We start from the raw sequence: 20,428 nt of genomic DNA on the forward strand, positions 1-20,428 counted from the left end.
AAGTTCATAGATCTGAACTTTATCATCATAAGTTAATTTCATAATAAAAGCACCCCAAAAGTTAGATTTTTTCTGTCTAACTTTTGGGGTGCAGTTCAAAATGAATCGCTTTTTTATATAAGGAGACCGAATGGAAAAGAAAGATAAATAAAATAGCTATATTACCTTCTTGTAATATTATGATACACAAAAATAGGGAGCTTGTCAATAGAAAAGAAGCAATCTAATTAAAAATATTCTTGTTTTTTCAAATTGCAATTAAATAAGCAATTTTCAGATAATAATTGAAAATTCAAGCTGTTTATGTTATAATGATAGCGATTAAATTCGAGGTGAAAAATGGCACATTTATTAGAAAAAACTAGAAAAATTACTTCTATCCTGAAGCGCTCAGAGGAGCAGTTGCAGGAAGAACTTCCATACAATGCGATTACCCGTCAATTGGCAGATATTATTGACTGTAACGCCTGTATCGTCAATAGCAAGGGACGTCTCCTTGGTTATTTTATGCGTTACAAAACCAATACAGATCGTGTAGAGCAATTCTTCCAAACTAAAATTTTCCCGGATGACTACATTCAAGGTGCGAACATGATCTACGATACAGAAGCCAATCTGACAGTTGATCATGATTTGAGTATTTTCCCTGTGGAAAGTCGTGCCGACTTTCCAGATGGTTTGACGACCATTGCACCGATTCATGTATCAGGGATTCGACTTGGATCTTTGATTATTTGGCGCAATGATAAAAAATTCGAAGATGAGGACTTGATCCTTGTTGAGATTGCGAGTACCGTTGTTGGGATTCAACTCCTTAATTTCCAACGTGAAGAAGATGAGAAAAATATTCGCCGCCGTACTGCTGTTACCATGGCGGTCAATACCCTTTCTTACTCAGAACTCCGTGCTGTTTCAGCAATTTTAGGGGAGTTAAACGGAAATGAAGGGCAGTTGACTGCGTCTGTGATTGCAGACCGTATCGGAATCACTCGCTCTGTGATTGTCAATGCCCTTCGTAAACTTGAGTCTGCAGGGATTATTGAAAGTCGCTCACTTGGAATGAAGGGAACCTATCTTAAGGTCTTGATTTCAGATATTTTTGAAGAAGTGAAGAAAAGAGATTACTAATGACTAAAGCTTTGATTTCGATTGATTATACAGAAGATTTTGTTGCCGATAGTGGTAAATTGACAGCAGGTGCCCCAGCTCAAGCTATTTCGGAAGCCATTAGTAAGGTGACTCGGTTAGCTTTTGAACGCGGAGATTACATCTTCTTTACCATCGATGCTCATGAAGAAAACGATTGTTTCCATCCAGAAAGCAAGCTATTTCCTCCTCACAATTTGATTGGGACTAGCGGACGCAATTTATACGGAGATTTGGGTACATTTTATCAAGAGCATGGTTCAGACAGTCGTGTCTTTTGGATGGATAAACGCCATTACTCGGCTTTTTCGGGAACTGACCTGGATATCCGCTTGAGAGAGCGTCGCGTGTCTACAGTGATTTTAACTGGTGTCTTGACGGATATCTGTGTTCTGCATACAGCTATAGATGCCTATAATCTAGGATATGACATCGAGATTGTTCAACCAGCTGTTGCTTCTATCTGGCCTGAAAATCATCAATTTGCTCTAGGTCATTTCAAAAATACACTTGGAGCTAAGTTAGTAGATGAGAAGCTAAATGAAATTTCAGAGTAATTTAGTTGATGAAATGAAAAAAATTTGAAAAAAGTGTTGACAAGAGTCCTAAAAGTTGATATACTAGTAAAGTAATCGACGCGGGGATGGCGGAATTGGCAGACGCGCAGGACTAAGGATCCTGTGACCGCTTTAGGTCGTGAGGGTTCAAGTCCCTCTCTCCGCATAGGATAAGAGTTAGCTTAGGCTAGCTCTTTTGTTTTCATCTAATTCAAGTAGAGCAAAAAAATTTTTGCTCTTTTTTGTATTTCATAAACATTTCATATTTGGATTTTATAATAGTCTTACAAATATGGAGGTGACAAATGAATCCAATCCAAAGAGCTTGGGCTTATGTCAGTAGAAAACGACTGAGAAGTTTTATTTTATTTCTGATTTTATTGGTCCTATTGGCTGGAATTTCAGCCTGTTTGACTCTGATGAAGTCCAACAAAACAGTTGAAACCAATCTTTACAAATCACTCAACACATCTTTTTCGATTAAGAAGATAGAAAACGGACAGACTTTTAAGTTGTCGGACTTATCATCCGTGAGCCAGATCAAGGGGCTGGAAAATGTCTCTCCTGAACTGGAGACGATTGCAAAACTAAAAGACAAGGAAGCGGTGAGTGGCGAGCAGAGCGTGGAGCGTGATGATTTATCAGCTGCAGACAAAAACTTGGTTAGCTTAACAGCTCTTGAGGATTCATCTAAGGATGTGACCTTTACCAGCTCGGCTTTCAATCTAAAAGAAGGGCGACACCTTCAAAAAGGGGATTCAAAGAAAATCATCATCCACGAAGAGCTGGCCAAGAAGAACGGTCTTTCGCTTCATGATAAACTTCGCTTGGATGCTGGACAGTCAGAATCTGGCAAAGGACAAACAGTAGAGTTTGAGATTGTCGGCATCTTCTCTGGTAAAAAACAAGAGAAATTTACAGGCTTGTCTTCAGACTTCAGTGAAAACCAGGTCTTTACAGACTATGAAAGTAGCCAAACCCTTTTGGGAAATGGTAAATCTCAAGTCAGTGCAGCTCGCTTCTATGTAGAAAATCCTAAGGAAATGGATGGACTTATGAAGCAGGTGGAAAACTTGGCCTTGGAAAATCAAGGCTATCAAGTTGAAAAGGAAAACAAGGCTTTTGAACAAATCAAAGACTCAGTTGCAACCTTCCAAACCTTCCTAACCATCTTCCTTTATGGTATGTTGATAGCTGGAGCTGGAGCCTTAATTTTGGTCTTGTCTCTCTGGTTGAGAGAAAGGGTCTACGAAGTGGGAATTTTACTGGCACTTGGAAAAGGTAAGAGCTCGATCTTCCTACAGTTCTGTTTAGAGGTAGTTTTGGTATCTATCGGTGCTTTGCTTCCATCCTTTATCGCTGGAAATGCCATTACATCCTATCTGCTCCAAACTGTCCTAGCCAGTGGAGATCAGGCAAGCTTACAGGACACACTAGCCAAAGCAAGCAGTCTATCAACTAGTATCCTATCCTTTGCAGAATCCTATGTTTTTCTAGTTCTGCTTAGTTGCTTATCTGTAGCCCTTTGTTTCCTATTCTTATTTAGAAAATCGCCTAAGGAAATTTTATCATCTATTAGTTAATACTCTTCGAAAATCAAATTTAAACCGTGTCAGCTTTATCTGCAACCTCAAAGCTGTGCTTTGAGCAACCTGCAGCTAGCTTCCTAGTTTGCTCTTTGATTTTCATTGAGTATAAGAAGGAGAAATCATGACTTTATTACAATTACAAGACCTTACCTACCGTTATAAGAACACTGCTGAAGCAGTCCTATATCAGATCAATTATAATTTTGAACCCGGGAAATTTTACAGTATTATTGGTGAGTCAGGAGCAGGAAAATCCACTCTCTTGTCTCTACTTGCTGGTCTAGATAGTCCTGTTGAAGGTTCAATCCTTTTTCAAGGAGAGGACATTCGTAAGAAGGGATATTCTTACCATCGCATGCACCATATTTCCCTGGTCTTTCAAAATTATAACTTGATAGATTATCTTTCTCCACTGGAAAATATCCGCTTGGTCAACAAAAAGGCAAGCAAGGATACACTGCTTGAGCTTGGTTTAGATGAAAGTCAGATCAAGCGGAATGTTCTCCAGTTATCAGGTGGTCAACAGCAACGTGTTGCCATTGCTCGCAGTTTGGTATCAGAAGCTCCAGTAATTTTAGCAGATGAGCCAACAGGAAATCTAGACCCTAAAACTGCTGGAGATATTGTCGAACTGCTCAAATCACTTGCCCAGAAAACAGGTAAATGTGTCATCGTCGTCACCCACAGTAAGGAAGTGGCACAAGCGTCAGATATTACACTTGAGTTGAAGGACAAGAAACTGACTGAAATATAGAATCTAGTTATTAAACTTTAAAATAGTATTAGTTGGTAATCAGATACGTGTATAGTACTAATAACCGAAGTGAATCATTAACAACTATTTCCCGCAGTAGTGATAGCCTAGATAATAACTTTGTTATTATCTAGGCCGGAATTTTTGAGAGTAAAATAGTTTGGGGAACTATTTTAGCCTGAGCATAGAAATTAAAGGGCGAAGGGCTCAAAAATTAGGGATGAAATTCCCTGGATTTCTAAAATCATCCACTGGATAATTTTACCTCCCGTCCGCACAATCTAAGGGAAATAGTAAAAAATTATTTTATATAAGTTATAAGACATTGAAATAGAACAACATCTAGAAAGGGAACCTATGTTACACAACGCATTTGCCTATGTTACAAGGAAGTTTTTCAAATCGATTGTCATCTTCCTGATTATTCTCCTCATGGCGAGCTTGAGTTTGGTTGGCTTGTCAATCAAGGGAGCTACTGCCAAGGCTTCTCAGGAGACCTTTAAAAATATTACCAATAGTTTTTCCATGCAAATCAATCGTCGCGTCAATCAAGGGACGCCACGTGGTGCTGGGAATATTAAGGCTGAGGATATCAAAAAAATCACCGAAAACAAGGCCATTGAGTCTTATGTGAAACGCATCAACGCTATCGGAGATTTGACTGGATATGAACTTATCGAAACTCCAGAAACCAAGAAAAATCTGACACCTGATCGTGCTAAACATTTTGGAAGTAGCTTGATGATTACAGGTGTCAATGACTCTTCTAAAGAAGACAAGTTTGTCTCTGGTTCTTATAAGTTGGTCGAAGGTGAGCACCTAACCAACGATGACAAAGACAAGATCCTCCTGCACAAGGACTTGGCAGCCAAACACGGCTGGAAAGTAGGGGATAAGGTTAAACTAGACTCTAATATCTACGATGCAGACAATGAAAAAGGAGCCAAGGAAACAGTCGAAGTGACAATCAAGGGACTCTTTGATGGCCACAATAAGTCGGCAGTAACCTACTCACAAGAACTATACGAGAACACAGCTATCACAGACATCCATACGGCTGCTAAACTATATGGTTATACAGAAGACACAGCTATTTATGGGGACGCAACCTTCTTTGTAACAGCGGACAAGAACTTGGATGATGTTATGAAAGAGTTGAATGGCATCAGTGGTATCAACTGGAAGAGCTATACACTCGTTAAGAGCTCATCTAACTACCCAGCTCTTGAGCAATCCATCTCTGGTATGTACAAGATGGCCAACCTCCTCTTCTGGGGTAGCTTGAGCTTCTCAGTTCTTCTTCTTGCCCTCTTGCTCAGCCTTTGGATCAATGCCCGTCGCAAGGAAGTGGGTATTCTCCTCTCTATCGGTCTCAAGCAGGCAAGTATCTTGGGTCAATTCATCACTGAATCCATCTTGATTGCCATCCCTGCTCTTGTCTCTGCTTACTTCCTAGCTAATTACACTGCCCGTGCAATCGGAAATACTGTTCTTGCCAATGTCACTTCAGGTGTTGCCAAACAGGCTAGCAAGGCTGCTCAAGCCTCTAACCTTGGTGGCGGTGCAGAAGTAGATGGCTTTAGCAAGACCTTGTCGAGCCTAGATATTTCCATTCAGACATCAGACTTTATCATCGTCTTTGTTCTTGCCTTGGTTCTAGTGGTTCTTGTTATGTCGCTTGCTTCAAGCAATCTCCTAAGAAAACAACCAAAAGAGCTCTTGCTGGATAGCGAATAAGAAACTTGCTACTTATTCTCCCCTAAATGGGGTATAATATAGGTAGCATTTTTATCTGTTTTGTCTTGATAAGGCTTCTGTTTTTCAGGATGAAACCGATATGATTTACAAGAAATTTAAAGGAATGTGAAACGTTTTTCTATGAAAATTTTAATTGTAGAAGATGAAGAGATGATCCGTGAGGGGATCAGTGATTATTTGACGGATTGTGGTTATGAAACCATTGAGGCAGCGGACGGTCAGGAAGCCCTGGAGCAATTTTCTAGCTATGAGGTAGCCTTGATTTTACTGGATATCCAGATGCCCAAGCTCAACGGCCTAGAAGTCCTATCTGAGATTCGCAAAACCAGTCAGGTTCCTGTCCTGATGTTGACTGCCTTTCAGGATGAGGAATACAAGATGAGTGCCTTTGCTTCGCTAGCAGATGGCTATCTGGAAAAACCCTTCTCCCTTTCCCTCTTAAAAGTGAGGGTAGATGCGATTTTCAAACGCTATTATGATACAGGACGAATCTTCTCCTATAAAGATGCCAGGGTGGATTTTGAGAGCTACAGTGCCAGCCTAGCAGGTGAGGAAGTAGCCATCAATGCCAAAGAATTGGAAATTCTGGACTATCTGGTGAAAAATGAAGGACGGGCCTTGACTCGTTCTCAGATAATCGATGCTGTCTGGAAGGCGACAGATGAGGTTCCCTTTGACCGTGTCATTGATGTCTATATCAAGGAATTACGGAAAAAGCTAGACTTGGATTGTATCCTCACTGTGCGCAATGTTGGTTATAAATTGGAGCGAAAATGAAACGAACAGGTCTATTTACTAAAATATTTATCTATACCTTCTCGATTTTTAGTGTTTTGGTTATTTGTCTTCATTTAGCCATTTATTTTCTCTTTCCATCAACTTATCTAAGTCATCGTCAGGAAACCATTGGCCAGAAAGCGACAGCCATTGCCCAGTCCCTGGAAGGTAAGGATAGGCAGAGCATCGAGCAAGTGTTAGACTTGTATTCTCAGACTAGTGATATCAAGGGGACCGTCAAGGGAGAGATGACTGAGGACAAGTTAGAAGTCAAGGACAGCCTTCCTCTGGATACAGACCGCCAGACCACCTCTCTCTTTATTGAGGAGCGGGAGGTGACAACGCAGGACGGTGGTACCATGACTCTCCAGTTTCTAGCTTCCATGGATTTGCAAAAGGAAGCAGAGCAAATCAGTCTCCAGTTTCTTCCCTATACCTTGCTGGCGTCCTTTCTGATTTCCCTCTTGGTAGCCTATATCTACGCTAGGACCATTGTTTCCCCGATTTTGGAAATCAAGCGGGTGACCCGACGGATGATGGAACTGGATGCTAAAGTGCGATTGCGAGTGGATTCTAAGGATGAGATTGGTGATCTCAAGGAACAAATCAATAGCCTTTATCATCATCTTTTGACTGTTATTGCGGACTTGCATGACAAAAATGAAGCTATTCTCCAGCTAGAAAAGATGAAGGTCGAATTCCTACGAGGAGCTTCTCATGAATTGAAAACACCGCTGGCTAGTTTGAAAATCCTAATCGAAAACATGAAAGAAAATATCGGTCGTTATAAGGATAGAGACCACTATCTAGGAGTTGCCTTAGGAATTGTGGATGAACTCAATCACCATGTTCTGCAGATACTTTCCCTCTCTTCTGTGCAGGAATTGCGAGATGATAGGGAACAAATTGACCTATACCAGATGACTCAAAGTCTGGTTAAGGATTATGCTTTACTAGCCAAGGATAGAGAGCTCCAGATAGACAATAGTTTGACTCATCAGCATGCCTATCTAAACCCATCAGTTATGAAGTTGATTCTTTCTAACCTCATCAGCAATGCTATCAAGCACTCTGTTCCAGACGGCTTGGTTCGAATTGGAGAAAGAGAAGGAGAACTCTTTATCGAGAATAACTGCAGTCCAGAAGAACAAGAAAAACTAGCCCAATCTTTTTCTGATAATGCTAGTCGCAAGGCCAAAGGGTCTGGAATGGGGCTCTTTGTAGTCAAGAGTCTATTGGAACATGAAAAATTATCCTATCGTTTCGAGGTGCAGGATAATCGTTTAACCTTCTTTATAGCTTTTCCAAAAGTCGCCCAAGACTAGGAAGAGAAAGGGTTTACATAGATGAAGCTAGAAGAAATTCAATCGAAACTGCGGGAAAAACTAGATTTTTTTGTCAAAAAGTGATAAAATGAACAATGTAAATGGGATGACCCATAAAAATATACAGGAGGCCTGATAAAATGGCAATCGTTTCAGCAGAAAAATTTGTCCAAGCAGCTCGTGACAACGGTTATGCAGTTGGTGGATTTAACACAAACAACCTTGAGTGGACTCAAGCTATCTTGCGTGCAGCAGAAGCTAAAAAAGCTCCAGTTTTGATCCAAACTTCAATGGGTGCTGCTAAATACATGGGTGGTTACAAAGTTGCTCGCAACTTGATCGCTAACCTTGTTGAATCAATGGGTATCACTGTACCAGTAGCTATCCACCTTGACCACGGTCACTACGAAGATGCACTTGAGTGTATCGAAGTTGGTTACACTTCAATCATGTTTGACGGTTCACACCTTCCAGTTGAAGAAAACCTTAAATTGGCTAAAGAAGTTGTTGAGAAAGCACACGCTAAAGGTATCTCAGTAGAAGCTGAAGTTGGTACTATCGGTGGTGAAGAAGACGGAATCATCGGTAAAGGTGAATTGGCTCCAATCGAAGACGCTAAAGCAATGGTTGAAACTGGTATCGACTTCTTGGCAGCTGGTATCGGTAACATCCACGGTCCTTACCCAGCAAACTGGGAAGGTCTTGACCTTGACCACTTGCAAAAATTGACTGAAGCTCTTCCAGGCTTCCCAATCGTATTGCACGGTGGATCAGGTATTCCTGATGAGCAAATCCAAGCAGCTATCAAACTTGGTGTTGCGAAAGTTAACGTTAACACTGAATGCCAAATTGCATTCGCTAACGCAACTCGTAAATTTGCTCGTGACTACGAAGCAAACGAAGCAGAATACGACAAGAAAAAACTCTTCGACCCACGTAAATTCTTGGCTGACGGTGTAAAAGCTATCCAAGCATCAGTTGAAGAACGTATCGACGTATTCGGTTCAGAAGGTAAAGCTTAATCTAGCTGAATAATATAGATAGAACCTGCCCATTGGGTGGGTTTTTTGGCGTTTTAAAGGAACTATTAAGCCAGAATTTTGGACGAATACTCTTCGAAAATCTCTTCAAACCACGTCAGATTTATCTGCAACCTCAAAGCTGTGCTTTGAGCTACCTGCATCTAGCTTCCTAGTTTGCTCTTTGATTTTCATTGAGTATAAAAATAGCACTTTAAGAGAAAAATTTCAATTTTATAAACTTTAAGCAAACGCTTGCATTCCTTTTTTTATTGGATTATAATAGGTTGGTATAAAGCCTTCTGTAATATTAACATTGAGAAGGAATAAGAAGTAAGGATTTAGATATGGCAATGATAGAAGTGGAACATCTTCAGAAAAATTTTGTGAAGACTGTCAAGGAACCGGGCTTGAAGGGGGCTTTGCGCTCCTTTATTCATCCTGAAAAGCAGACCTTTGAAGCGGTCAAGGATTTGACTTTTGAGGTACCAAAAGGGCAGATTTTAGGATTTATCGGGGCCAATGGTGCTGGGAAATCAACAACCATCAAAATGCTGACAGGGATTTTAAAACCGACATCTGGTTTTTGTCGGATTAATGGCAAGATTCCACAGGATAATCGCCAAGATTATGTCAAGGATATTGGAGTCGTTTTCGGACAACGCACCCAGCTATGGTGGGATTTGGCACTGCAAGAGACCTACACGGTCTTAAAAGAAATTTACGATGTGCCAGACTCGCTTTTCCATAAGCGCATGGACTTTTTGAATGAAGTCTTGGATTTGAAGGAATTTATCAAGGATCCTGTGCGGACTCTTTCACTGGGTCAACGGATGCGGGCGGATATTGCGGCTTCCTTGCTTCACAATCCCAAGGTTCTCTTTTTAGATGAGCCGACTATTGGTTTGGATGTGTCGGTCAAGGATAATATTCGACGTGCTATCACCCAAATCAATCAAGAGGAAGCAACAACCATTCTCTTGACTACTCATGACCTGAGCGACATTGAGCAACTCTGTGATCGGATTTTTATGATAGATAAGGGGCAGGAGATTTTTGATGGAACGGTGAGTCAGCTCAAGGAAACATTTGGTAAGATGAAGACTCTCTCCTTTGAACTGCTACCAGGTCAAAGTCATCTCCTTTCTCACTATGAAGGATTTTCGGATATGACTATTGATAGACAAGGAAGCAGTCTCAACATTGAATTCGATAGTTCTCGCTACCAATCAGCTGATATTATTAAGCAAACCCTGTCTGATTTTGAAATCCGCGATTTGAAGATGGTGGATACGGATATCGAGGATATTATCCGTCGCTTCTATCGAAAGGAGCTCTAAGATGGTCAAATTGTGGAGACGTTATAAACCCTTTATCAATGCAGGTGTTCAGGAATTGATCACCTATCGAGTCAACTTTATTCTTTATCGGATTGGGGATGTTATGGGAGCTTTTGTGGCTTTTTATCTCTGGAAGGCTGTCTTTGATTCCTCACAGGAGTCTTTGATTCAGGGCTTTAGTATGGCAGATATCACCCTCTACATCATTATGAGTTTTGTGACCAATCTTTTGACCAGATCTGATAGCTCCTTTATGATCGGGGAGGAGGTCAAGGATGGCTCTATTATCATGCGCTTGTTGCGACCAGTGCATTTTGCGGCCTCTTATCTTTTTACTGAGCTTGGATCCAAGTGGTTGATTTTTATCAGCGTTGGCCTTCCATTTTTAAGTGTCATTGTGTTGATGAAAATCTTATCTGGGCAAGGGATTGTAGAAGTGCTGGGATTAACTATCCTTTATCTTTTTAGCTTAACGCTGGCCTATCTGATTAACTTTTTCTTTAATATCTGTTTTGGATTTTCTGCCTTTGTGTTTAAAAATCTATGGGGTTCTAATCTCCTCAAGACTTCCATAGTGGCCTTTATGTCTGGAAGTTTGATTCCCTTGGCTTTCTTTCCAAAGGTTGTTTCAGATATTCTGTCCTTCCTGCCTTTTTCATCCTTGATTTACACTCCGGTCATGATTATCGTTGGGAAATACGATGCCAATCAGATGCTTCAAGCACTCGCTTTACAGTTTTTCTGGCTTATAGTGATGGTGGGCTTGTCTCAGTTGATTTGGAAACGAGTCCAGACATTCATCACTATTCAGGGAGGTTAGTATGAAAAAATATCAACGCATGCATCTGATTTTTATCAGACAATACATCAAGCAAATCATGGAATACAAAGTTGATTTTGTGGTAGGTGTCTTGGGAGTCTTTCTGACTCAAGGCCTGAACCTCTTGTTTCTTAATGTACTCTTTCAACACATCCCCTCGCTAGAAGGGTGGACCTTTCAAGAGATTGCCTTTATCTATGGATTTTCCTTAATTCCAAAGGGATTAGATCATCTCTTTTTTGACAATCTCTGGGCACTGGGGCAACGCTTGGTGAGAAAGGGAGAGTTTGACAAGTATCTGACTCGACCCATCAATCCTCTCTTCCATATCCTCGTTGAGACCTTTCAGATTGATGCCTTGGGTGAACTTTTGGTTGGTGGAATTTTACTAGCGACAACGGCGACTAGCATTGCTTGGACCCTTCCAAAATTCCTGATTTTTCTAGTTTGTATTCCTTTTGCGACCTTGATTTATACTTCCTTGAAAATTGCAACAGCCAGCATCGCTTTTTGGACCAAGCAGTCAGGTGCCATGATTTATATTTTTTATATGTTTAATGACTTTGCCAAGTATCCGATTTCCATTTACAATTCTCTTCTTCGTTGGTTAATCAGTTTTATCATACCTTTTGCATTTACGGCCTACTATCCTGCTAGCTATTTCTTACAGGACAAGGATGTAATCTTTAACATTGGAGGTTTGATATTGATTTCCCTTGTTTTCTTTGTCATTTCCCTTAAACTTTGGGATAGGGGCTTGGATGCCTACGAAAGTGCAGGTTCGTAAATAATAGAATATCAAAGCCTTGTCTCAGGACAGGCTTTTTCTAATAGAAATGAAAATTCCTTGCCATCTATTTTCAGAGTGCTATATTGTAAGTGTAATCGCCGATTTAGCTTATACTCTTCGAAAATCTCTTCAAACCGCGTCAGCTTCCATCTGCAACCTCAAAACAGTGTTTTGAGCTGACTTCGTCAGTTCTATCTACAACCTCAAAGCAGTGCTTTTAGCAACCTGCGGCTAGTTTCCTAGTTTGCTTTTTGATTTTCATTGAGTATTAGTTGCTAGAGCAAGGCACTCGTAAAGCCTAGGTTATAGGTAGATAAACGACTGAGGATTTGAAAAAAATAGATATGTATAAATAACCGTTAAGCCTTATTCTTAGCGGTTATTTATATTGTTTAATAGCGCTGATATTTTATCAATGATGTTTGACTTTGTGATTTTGGTAGTGGTTCAACTTGATTCCTACTATTTTTGATGGTGTGAATGTGTTTATAAATAATGTACCTAAGCTAACTACGAAAGTTTTGGACTCTATAATTTTAACATGCGTTAAAAAATAAATTAAGGCATGTTAATTTTTCTTGACTTAAATTTTTTTAATTGATATACTATTTTCAGAGAGTTAACAATTATATATAAATGCACTACTCTATTTCCTAGATAATACTTAGTAAAACTTTTTATAACAAAGGCTAGCAAAGTTAAAGTTTTCTATCTATTGGAAGTTAAATAAATATGTAAGGAATTAAAATGAAAAAAAGTACAGTATTGTCATTAACCACAGCTGCAGTTATTTTAGCAGCATATGTCCCTAATGAGGTAATCCTAGCAGATACACCTAGTTCTGAAGATTCTTTAAAAATATCTGATAAAGAAAAAGTAGTAGATAAACAACAAGAAAACAAAGAAAAACTTGAAGATATTCATAATGTTATAGAAACTTCAAAGGATACTGAAGAGAAGAAAACAACGGTTATTGAGGAAAAAGAAGTTGTTAGTAAAGAATCTGTGATAGATAACAAAACTAGCAATGAAGAAGAAAAAATCAAAGAAGATTCCAATCAATCCAAAGAAGATAAAGCGGACTCGTCTGCAAGTAAAGACCCAGAAAGTCCCAAAAAAGAGGATAAACTTGTCTATATTGCTGAATTTAAAGATAAGGAATCTGGAGAAAAAGCAATCAAGGAATTATCCAATCTTAAGGATACAAAAGTTTTATATACTTATGATACGGTTTTTAATGGTGTTGCAATAGAAACAACTCCAGATAATCTGGACAAAATTAAACTAATAGAAGGTATCTCATCGGTTGAACGATCACAAAAAGTCCAGCCAATGATGAATCATGCTAGAAAGGAAATTGGAGTTGAAGAGGCAATTGATTACCTAAAATCTATCAATGCTCCATTTGGTAAAAATTTTGATGGTAGAGGTATGGTCATTTCAAATATCGATACCGGGACAGATTATAGGCATAAGGCCATGAGGATTGATGATGATGCTAAAGGCTCAATGAGATTCAAAAAAGAAGACTTAAAAGGTACTGATAAAAATTTCTGGTTGAGTGATAAAATCCCTCATGCTTTCAATTATTATAATGGTGGTAAAATTACTGTAGAAAAAGCTGATGATGGAAGCGATTATTTTGATCCACATGGAATGCATATTGCAGGGATTCTTGCGGGAAATGATACTGAAAAAGATATTAAAAACTTTAACGGAATAGATGGAATTGCTCCTAATGCACAGATCTTCTCTTATAAAATGTACTCTGACGCAGGATCTGGCTTCGCAGGAGATGAAACAATGTTTCATGCTATTGAAGATTCGATCAAACACAATGTCGATGTTGTTTCGGTATCATCTGGCTTTACAGGAACAGGTCTTGTAGGTGAGAAATATTGGGAAGCTATTAGAGCGCTAAGAAAAGCAGGCATTCCAATGGTTGTAGCTACGGGTAACTATGCGACTTCTGCGTCAAGTTCTTCATGGGATTTAGTGGCAAATAATAATCTGAAAATGACCGATACTGGAAATGTAACGCGAACTGCAGCACATGAAGATGCGATAGCAGTTGCTTCTGCTAAAAATCAAACAGTTGAGTTTGATAAAGTTAACATAGGTGGAGAAAATTTTAAATACAGAAATATAGGGGCCTTTTTCGATAAGAATAAAATCACAACAAATGAAGATGGTTCAAAAGCTCCTGATAAATTGAAATTTGTATATATAGGCAAAGGTCAAGACCAAGATTTGATAGGATTGGATCTTAAGGGCAAAATTGCAGTAATGGATCGAATTTATACCAAGGATTTAAAAGATGCTTTTAAAAGAGCAACGGATAAGGGCGCACGTGGCATTATGGTTGTAAATACTGTAAATTATTACAATAGAGATAATTGGACAGAGCTTCCAGCCATGGGATATGAAGCGGATGAAGGGACTAAAAGTCAAGTATTTTCAATTTCAGGAGATGATGGTGTAAAGCTATGGAACATGATTAATCCTGATAAAAAAACTGAGGTTAAAAGAAATAGTAAGGAAGATTTCAAAGATAAATTGGAGCAATACTATCCAATTGATATGGCCAGCTATAATTCTAATAAACCGAATGTAGGTGATGAAAAAGAAATTGACTTTAAGTTTGCACCTGACACAGACAAAGAATTGTATAAAGAAGATATCATCGTTCCAGCAGGATCCACATCTTGGGGACCGAGAACAGATTTACTTTTAAAGCCTGATGTTTCAGCACCAGGTAAAAATATTAAATCCACTCTCAATGTCATCAATGGGAAATCAACTTATGGTTATATGTCAGGGACTAGTATGGCAACTCCTATCGTGGCAGCTTCTACTGTTTTGATTAGACCAAAGTTAAAGGAAATGCTTGAAAGACCTGCCTTGAAAAATCTTAAGGGAGATGACAAAATAGACCTTACAAGTCTTACAAAAATAGCCCTACAAAATACTGCACGGCCTATGATGGATGCAACGTCTTGGAAAGAAAAAAGTCAATACTTTGCATCACCTAGACAACAGGGAGCAGGGCTAATTAATGTTGCCAATGCATTGAGGAATGAAGTTGTAGCTACTTTTAAAAACACGGATTCTAAAGGTTTGGTAAACTCTTATGGTTCTATTTCTCTTAAAGAAATAAAAGGAGATAAAAAATACTTTACAATTAAGCTTCACAATACATCAAACAGACCTTTGACCTTTAAAGTTTCAGCATCAGCGGTAACTACAGATGCTCTAACTGATAGACTAAAACTGGATGAAACATATAAAGACGAAAAATCTCCAGATGGGAAGCAAATTGTTCCAGAAATCCACCCAGAGAAAGTAAAAGATGCAAATATTACATTTGAGCATGACACTTTCACTATAGACCCAAATTCTAGCTTTGATTTAAATGCGGTTATAAACGTTGGAGAGGCTAAAAATAAAAATAAATTTGTAGAATCATTTATTCATTTTGAGTCAGTGGAAGAAATGGAAGCTCTAAACTCCAATGGGAAGAAAACAAATTTCCAACCTTCTTTATCGATGCCTCTAATGGGATTTGCTGGGAATTGGAACCACGAACCAATTCTTGATAAATGGGCCTGGGAAGAAGGTTCAAAATCAAAAACAATGGAAGGTTATGATGATGATGGTAAACCAAAAATTCCAGGAACCTTAAATAAGGGAATTGGTGGAGAACATGGTATAGATAAATTTAATCCAGCAGGAGTTATACAAAATAGAAAAGATAAAAATACAACATCCCTAGATCAAAATCCAGAATTATTTGCTTTCAATAACGAAGGGATCAACGCACCATCATCAAGTGGTTCTAATATTGCTAAAATTTATCCTTTAGATTCAAATGGAAATCCTCAAGATGCTCAACTTGAGAGAGGATTAACACCTTCTCCACTTGTATTAAGAAGTGCAGAAGAAGGAATGATTTCAATAGTAAATACAAATAAAGAGGGAGAAAATCAAAGAGACTTAAAAGTCATTTCGAGAGAACACTTTGTTAAAGGAATTTTAAACTCTAAAAGAAATGATGCAAAGGGAATCAAATCTTCTAAGCTAAAAGTTTGGGGCGACTTGAAATGGGATGGACTCATCTATAATCCTAGAGGGAAAGAAGAAAATGCACCAGAAAGCAAGGATACCAAAGATCCAGCTACTAGGATAAGAGGTCAATTTGAACCGATTGCAGAAGGTCAATATTTCTATAAATTTAAATATAGATTAACCAAGGATTACCCATGGCAGGTTTCCTATATTCCTGTAAAAATTGATAACACAGCCCCTAAGATTGTTTCAATTGATTTTTCAAACCCTGAAAAAATTAAGTTGATTACAAAGGATACTTATCACAAGGTAAAAGATCAATACAAGAATGAAACTCTATTTGCGAGAGATCAAAAAGAACATCCTGAAAAATTTGACGAGATTGCAAACGAAGTTTGGTATGCCGGCGCCGCTCTGGTTAATGAAGATGGAGAAGTTGAGAAAAATCTTGAAGTAACTTACGCAGGTGAGGGTCAAGGACGAAATAGGAAACTTGACAAAGACGGAAATACCATTTATGAAATTAATGGTGCAGGAGATTTAAGAGGAAAAATCATTGAAGTCATTGCATTAGATGGTTCTAGCAATTTCACAAAGATTCATAGAATTAAATTTGCTGATCATGCTGATGAAAGGGGAATGATTTCCTATTATCTAGTAGATCCTGATCAAGATTCATCTAAATACCAAAAACTTGGCGAGATTTCCGAATCTAAATTTAAAAATTTAGAAAATAGAAAAGAGGATAGTTTTAAAAAAGATACAACTGAGGTAGAAAATCATCAAGAAAATGAAGAGGCTACCGAAGAAAAATCTAGCTTGACTATTCATAAAACGATTTCAACAATTAGAGAGTTTGAAAGTAAAGACTTGAAAAAACTCATTAAAAAGAAATTTAGAGAAGTTGATGACTTTACAAGTGAAACTGGTAAGAGGACAGAAGAATACGATTATAAATACGATGATAAGGGAAATATCATTGCTTATGACGATGGTAGTGCCTTAGAATATGAAACTGAAAAACTTGACGAAATCAAATCAAAAATTTATGGTGTTCTAAGCCCTTCTAAAGATGGACACTTTGAAATTCTTGGAAAGATAAGTAATGTTTCTAAAAATGCCAAGGTATATTATGGCAATAATTATAAATCGATAGAAATCAAAACGACCAAGTATGATTCGCATTCAAAAACGATGACATTTGATTTATACGCTAATATTAATGATATTGTGGATGGATTAGCTTTTGCAGGAGATATGAGATTCTTTGTTAAAGATGATGATCAGATAAAAGCTGAAACTAAAATTAGAATGCCTGAAAAAAATAAGGAAACTAAAGCAGAATATCCGTATGCATCAAGTTATGGGAATGTAATAGAATTAGGAGAAGGAGATCTTTCAAAAAATAAACCAACCAATTTAACGGAGATGGAATCTGGTAAAATCTATTCTGATTCAGAAAAACAACAATATCTATTAAAGGATAACATCATTCTAAGAAAAGGCTATGCACTAAAAGTGACTACCTATAATCCTGGAAAAACAGATATGTTAGAAGGAAATGGAGTCTATAACAAGGAAGATATAGCAAAAATCCAAAAGGCCAATCCTAATCTAAGAGTCTTATCAGAAAAAATAATTTATGCTGATAGTAGAAATGTTGAAGATGGAAGAAGTACTCAATCCGTATTAATGTCGGCTTTGGACGGCTTTAACATTGTAAGGTATCAAGTGTTTACATTTAAAATGAATGATAAAGGGGAAGCAATCGATAAAGATGGAAATCTTGTGACAGATTCTTCTAAACTGGTATTATTTGGTAAGGATGGTAAAGAGTATACAGGAGAGGATATGTCCAATGTAGAAGCTATAAAAGAAGATGGCTCTACGTTATTTATTGATGCAAAACCAGTAAATCTTTCAATGGACAAGAACTACTTTAATCCATCTAAATCTAATAAAATTTATGTACGAAATCCAGAATTTTATTTAAGAGGTAAGATTTCTGATAAAGGTGGTTTCAACTGGGAGTTGAGAGTTAATGAATCGGTTGTAGATAATTATTTAATTTATGGAGATTTACACATTGATAACACTAGAGATTTTAACATTAAACTTAATGTTAAAGACGGTGACATCATGGACTGGGGGATGAAAGACTATAAAGCAAACGGATTTCCAGATAAGGTAACAGACATGGATGGAAATGTTTATCTTCAAACTGGCTATAGCGATTTGAATGCGAAAGCGGTTGGAGTACACTATCAATTTTTATATGATAATGTCAAACCAGAAGTAAACATTGATCCTAAGGGAAATACTAGTATCGAATATGCTAAGGGAAAATCTGTAGTCTTTAGTATCAATGATAAAAGAAATAATGGATTCGATGGTGAGATTCAAGAACAACATATTTATGTAAATGGAAAAGAATATAGATCATTTGATGATATTAAACAAATAACAGATAAGACACTAAACATTAAGATTCTTGTAAAAGATTTCGCAAGAAATACAACCGTAAAAGAATTCATTTTAAACAAAGATACGGGAGAGGTAAGTGAATTAAAACCTCATAGGGTAACTGTGACCATTCAAAATGGAAAAGAAATGAGTTCAACGATAGTGTCGGAAGAAGATTTTATGTTACCTGTCTATAAGGGTGAATTAGAAAAAGGATACCAATTTGATGGTTGGGAAATTTCTGGTTTCGAAGGGAAAAAAGACGCTGGCTATGTTATTAATCTATCAAAAGATACCCTTATAAAACCTGTATTCAAGAAAATAGAGGAGAAAAAGGAGGAGGAAAATAAACCTACTTTTGATGTATCCAAAAAGAAAGACAACCCACAGGCAAATCCTAGTCAATTAAATCAAAGTCATAGAAAAGAGGACTTACAAAGAGCAAATCATTCACAAAAATCTGATTCAACTAAGGATGTTACAACTACTGTTCTTGATAAAAACTTTGAAAATAAGAAAGAAGTCTATCTTAATGAACAAGAGAATATAGCTAATAAACATACTAATATTGATAGTAAGTCGGATACTAACCATTCTGATAAGTTGCCAAAAACCGGAACAGTTAGAGAAGTTCTTACACCATTCATTGCTGGAATATTGTTTATAGTAGGAGCGCTTCTTGGATTGAAGAAAAAAGATCAAGATTAAGACAAAAGGTATGGATGAAAAAATGGTTTATGTACTGAGGTTAGATAGTGAGGTGATGACATAGTTTTGTGAAAATAGCTATTTATAACTCAATTATTTAGTTTACTTTACTATTGATACTCTTTTTGGATTTATTAATGGACTTAGTTTTGACAACTAATGAATTGATTGAAAGGGTTAGTATTGACAATATTGGTCACATTGATTAGAAAATAGAGTCTATCAAAATTTAAAGGCTAATAGAGGTGATGAGACAATTTCAAGGAATTAAGTAGCGTTTGGTTGCTTAATTCCTTTTTATTTGGAAGGAAGTTTTTCCCTCAGCCTCTTTCTTTTAACTCTTCAACCACTTAGATCGGTATAGAGACCAGATAGGCAAAAGAACTTGTTCTTGAAACTTACCTCTGCTATAATGATTGGTGTAAGGGACGTGAGGTATCAATATCAGATAACTCAAGTTCCTAAAAACGAAATTGGAGATAAACAAATGAAAAAATTATTGGGGATTGTATTTTTAATAGCAGCAGCGACAGTAGTGTATTTTGATTCTGTTGGATGGCCAAGTTTGGATGTCAGCCTATGGTCACTGATTCCGGTAGGATTGTTCCTCTTTTTCACTCTAGAGAATCTTTGGAAAAAAGACTACAAAGCTAGTCTGATGTGTTTGATTATTGCCTTTATCATTGCGAATGCAATTTTGGATCTATTGCCGATTTCAAGTGGCTTGGTGATTGGAGCAGGTGTGCTGGCTTGTGTAGGTATTGGTTATCTATTTCCTGATAAAGAGAGTAAATAGAAATTATTGAAAAATAGATAAAGAAAAAACACTTCAATCACTGTATTTCAGTTTGATTGAGGTGTTTTCGATTTAGTTTTTTATTTCTGAGCCATCAATTCAACAATCATCTCGATATACATGACAAGGGTTAATAAGAATCCTGCACGCCAGAAGAATTTGATGAATTTAGGATAGTAAAAGCTGCGTTTTTTCAAAAGAAAGAAAAAAACGAGAATAATGGCTAGGACTGAGAGGGCTAGGCCCAGTCTAGGGAGGAAATTATGGGTAAAGGTTTTAGCTGTGATTAGGTAGTACTCAAATACCAAGACTGGAAAAGCCAAATCTGCAAAGTTTCGTCCTAGTTTTTTTAATCTAAAAAGTTTGGTTATGATAATGCAGACTACTAGAGTCAGTATCAATAATAAAATAGATGCTAATTTCATTAAAATCATATCCATATTGTATCATAAAAAATCGCTAAAGGAAACGAGAAACAGAGGAATTTATAGGAAAGTCAGGCTTTTGAGATTGTAGATGTT

The 20,428-nt window shown here is 37.5% G+C and carries 14 protein-coding genes and 1 tRNA gene; 14 read left to right on the top strand and 1 reads right to left on the bottom strand.

Features of this window, described 5'->3' with window-relative positions; all coding sequences use genetic code 11:
• Positions 1 to 339: 339 nt before the first annotated feature.
• The 14 genes from codY to B7698_RS05300 all read left to right on the top strand — a co-directional run bounded on the left by codY (position 340) and on the right by B7698_RS05300 (position 19,907).
• Positions 340 to 1,128, top strand: coding sequence for a GTP-sensing pleiotropic transcriptional regulator CodY (gene codY, locus B7698_RS05225; RefSeq protein ID WP_000940738.1), 789 nt, complete (start codon positions 340 to 342; stop codon positions 1,126 to 1,128).
• Positions 1,128 to 1,703 (top strand): cysteine hydrolase family protein, encoded by a 576-nt coding sequence (locus B7698_RS05230; RefSeq protein ID WP_049535123.1) that lies wholly within the window; start codon positions 1,128 to 1,130, stop codon positions 1,701 to 1,703. The genes codY and B7698_RS05230 overlap by 1 nt, the downstream gene beginning before the upstream one ends.
• A gap of 80 nt (positions 1,704 to 1,783) precedes the next feature.
• A tRNA-Leu gene (locus B7698_RS05235) sits at positions 1,784 to 1,869 on the top strand.
• Between the two features lie 139 nt (positions 1,870 to 2,008).
• Positions 2,009 to 3,286 (top strand): ABC transporter permease, encoded by a 1,278-nt coding sequence (locus B7698_RS05240; RefSeq protein ID WP_084864865.1) that lies wholly within the window; start codon positions 2,009 to 2,011, stop codon positions 3,284 to 3,286.
• A 127-nt stretch (positions 3,287 to 3,413) separates the two neighbouring features.
• Positions 3,414 to 4,046: an ABC transporter ATP-binding subunit Vex2 gene (vex2, locus tag B7698_RS05250; RefSeq protein ID WP_050242291.1), complete on the top strand. Its 633-nt coding sequence runs from the start codon at positions 3,414 to 3,416 to the stop codon at positions 4,044 to 4,046.
• Between the two features lie 357 nt (positions 4,047 to 4,403).
• Positions 4,404 to 5,783, top strand: coding sequence for an ABC transporter permease subunit Vex3 (gene vex3 / locus B7698_RS05255; protein WP_084864867.1), 1,380 nt, complete (start codon positions 4,404 to 4,406; stop codon positions 5,781 to 5,783).
• Positions 5,784 to 5,924: 141 nt separating this feature from the next.
• Complete coding sequence (gene vncR / locus B7698_RS05260) at positions 5,925 to 6,581, top strand: response regulator transcription factor VncR (RefSeq protein WP_084864868.1); 657 nt, start codon at positions 5,925 to 5,927, stop codon at positions 6,579 to 6,581.
• Positions 6,578 to 7,906, top strand: coding sequence for a sensor histidine kinase VncS (vncS, locus tag B7698_RS05265; RefSeq protein WP_084864869.1), 1,329 nt, complete (start codon positions 6,578 to 6,580; stop codon positions 7,904 to 7,906). The genes vncR and vncS overlap by 4 nt, the downstream gene beginning before the upstream one ends.
• Before the next feature lie 140 nt (positions 7,907 to 8,046).
• Entirely contained in the window at positions 8,047 to 8,928 is an 882-nt protein-coding gene (locus B7698_RS05270) for a class II fructose-bisphosphate aldolase (protein WP_001019001.1), read from the top strand.
• Between the two features lie 344 nt (positions 8,929 to 9,272).
• A complete protein-coding gene (locus B7698_RS05280) occupies positions 9,273 to 10,265 on the top strand; it encodes an ABC transporter ATP-binding protein (RefSeq protein ID WP_084864870.1) in 993 nt (330 codons plus the stop codon).
• Between the two features lies 1 nt (position 10,266).
• On the top strand, positions 10,267 to 11,085 hold the full coding sequence (locus tag B7698_RS05285) for an ABC transporter permease (protein WP_084864871.1): 819 nt from the start codon (positions 10,267 to 10,269) through the stop codon (positions 11,083 to 11,085).
• 1 nt (position 11,086) lies between these two features.
• On the top strand, positions 11,087 to 11,872 hold the full coding sequence (locus tag B7698_RS05290) for an ABC transporter permease (protein WP_084864872.1): 786 nt from the start codon (positions 11,087 to 11,089) through the stop codon (positions 11,870 to 11,872).
• 750 nt (positions 11,873 to 12,622) lie between these two features.
• On the top strand, positions 12,623 to 19,111 hold the full coding sequence (locus B7698_RS05295) for a S8 family peptidase (RefSeq protein ID WP_084864873.1): 6,489 nt from the start codon (positions 12,623 to 12,625) through the stop codon (positions 19,109 to 19,111).
• A 487-nt stretch (positions 19,112 to 19,598) separates the two neighbouring features.
• Positions 19,599 to 19,907 carry a hypothetical protein gene (locus B7698_RS05300; RefSeq protein WP_084864874.1) on the top strand — a complete coding sequence of 103 codons (309 nt, stop codon included), beginning with the start codon at positions 19,599 to 19,601 and terminating at the stop codon, positions 19,905 to 19,907.
• 80 nt (positions 19,908 to 19,987) lie between these two features.
• On the opposite strand, the gene B7698_RS05305 is transcribed toward B7698_RS05300, so the two are convergent.
• Positions 19,988 to 20,347 carry a DUF3397 domain-containing protein gene (locus tag B7698_RS05305; protein ID WP_004236494.1) on the bottom strand — a complete coding sequence of 120 codons (360 nt, stop codon included), beginning with the start codon at positions 20,345 to 20,347 and terminating at the stop codon, positions 19,988 to 19,990.
• Between the last annotated feature and the right edge of the window lie 81 nt (positions 20,348 to 20,428).

The sequence above is a fragment of the Streptococcus mitis genome (assembly GCF_002096855.1).
Lineage (GTDB): Bacteria > Bacillota > Bacilli > Lactobacillales > Streptococcaceae > Streptococcus > Streptococcus mitis_Y.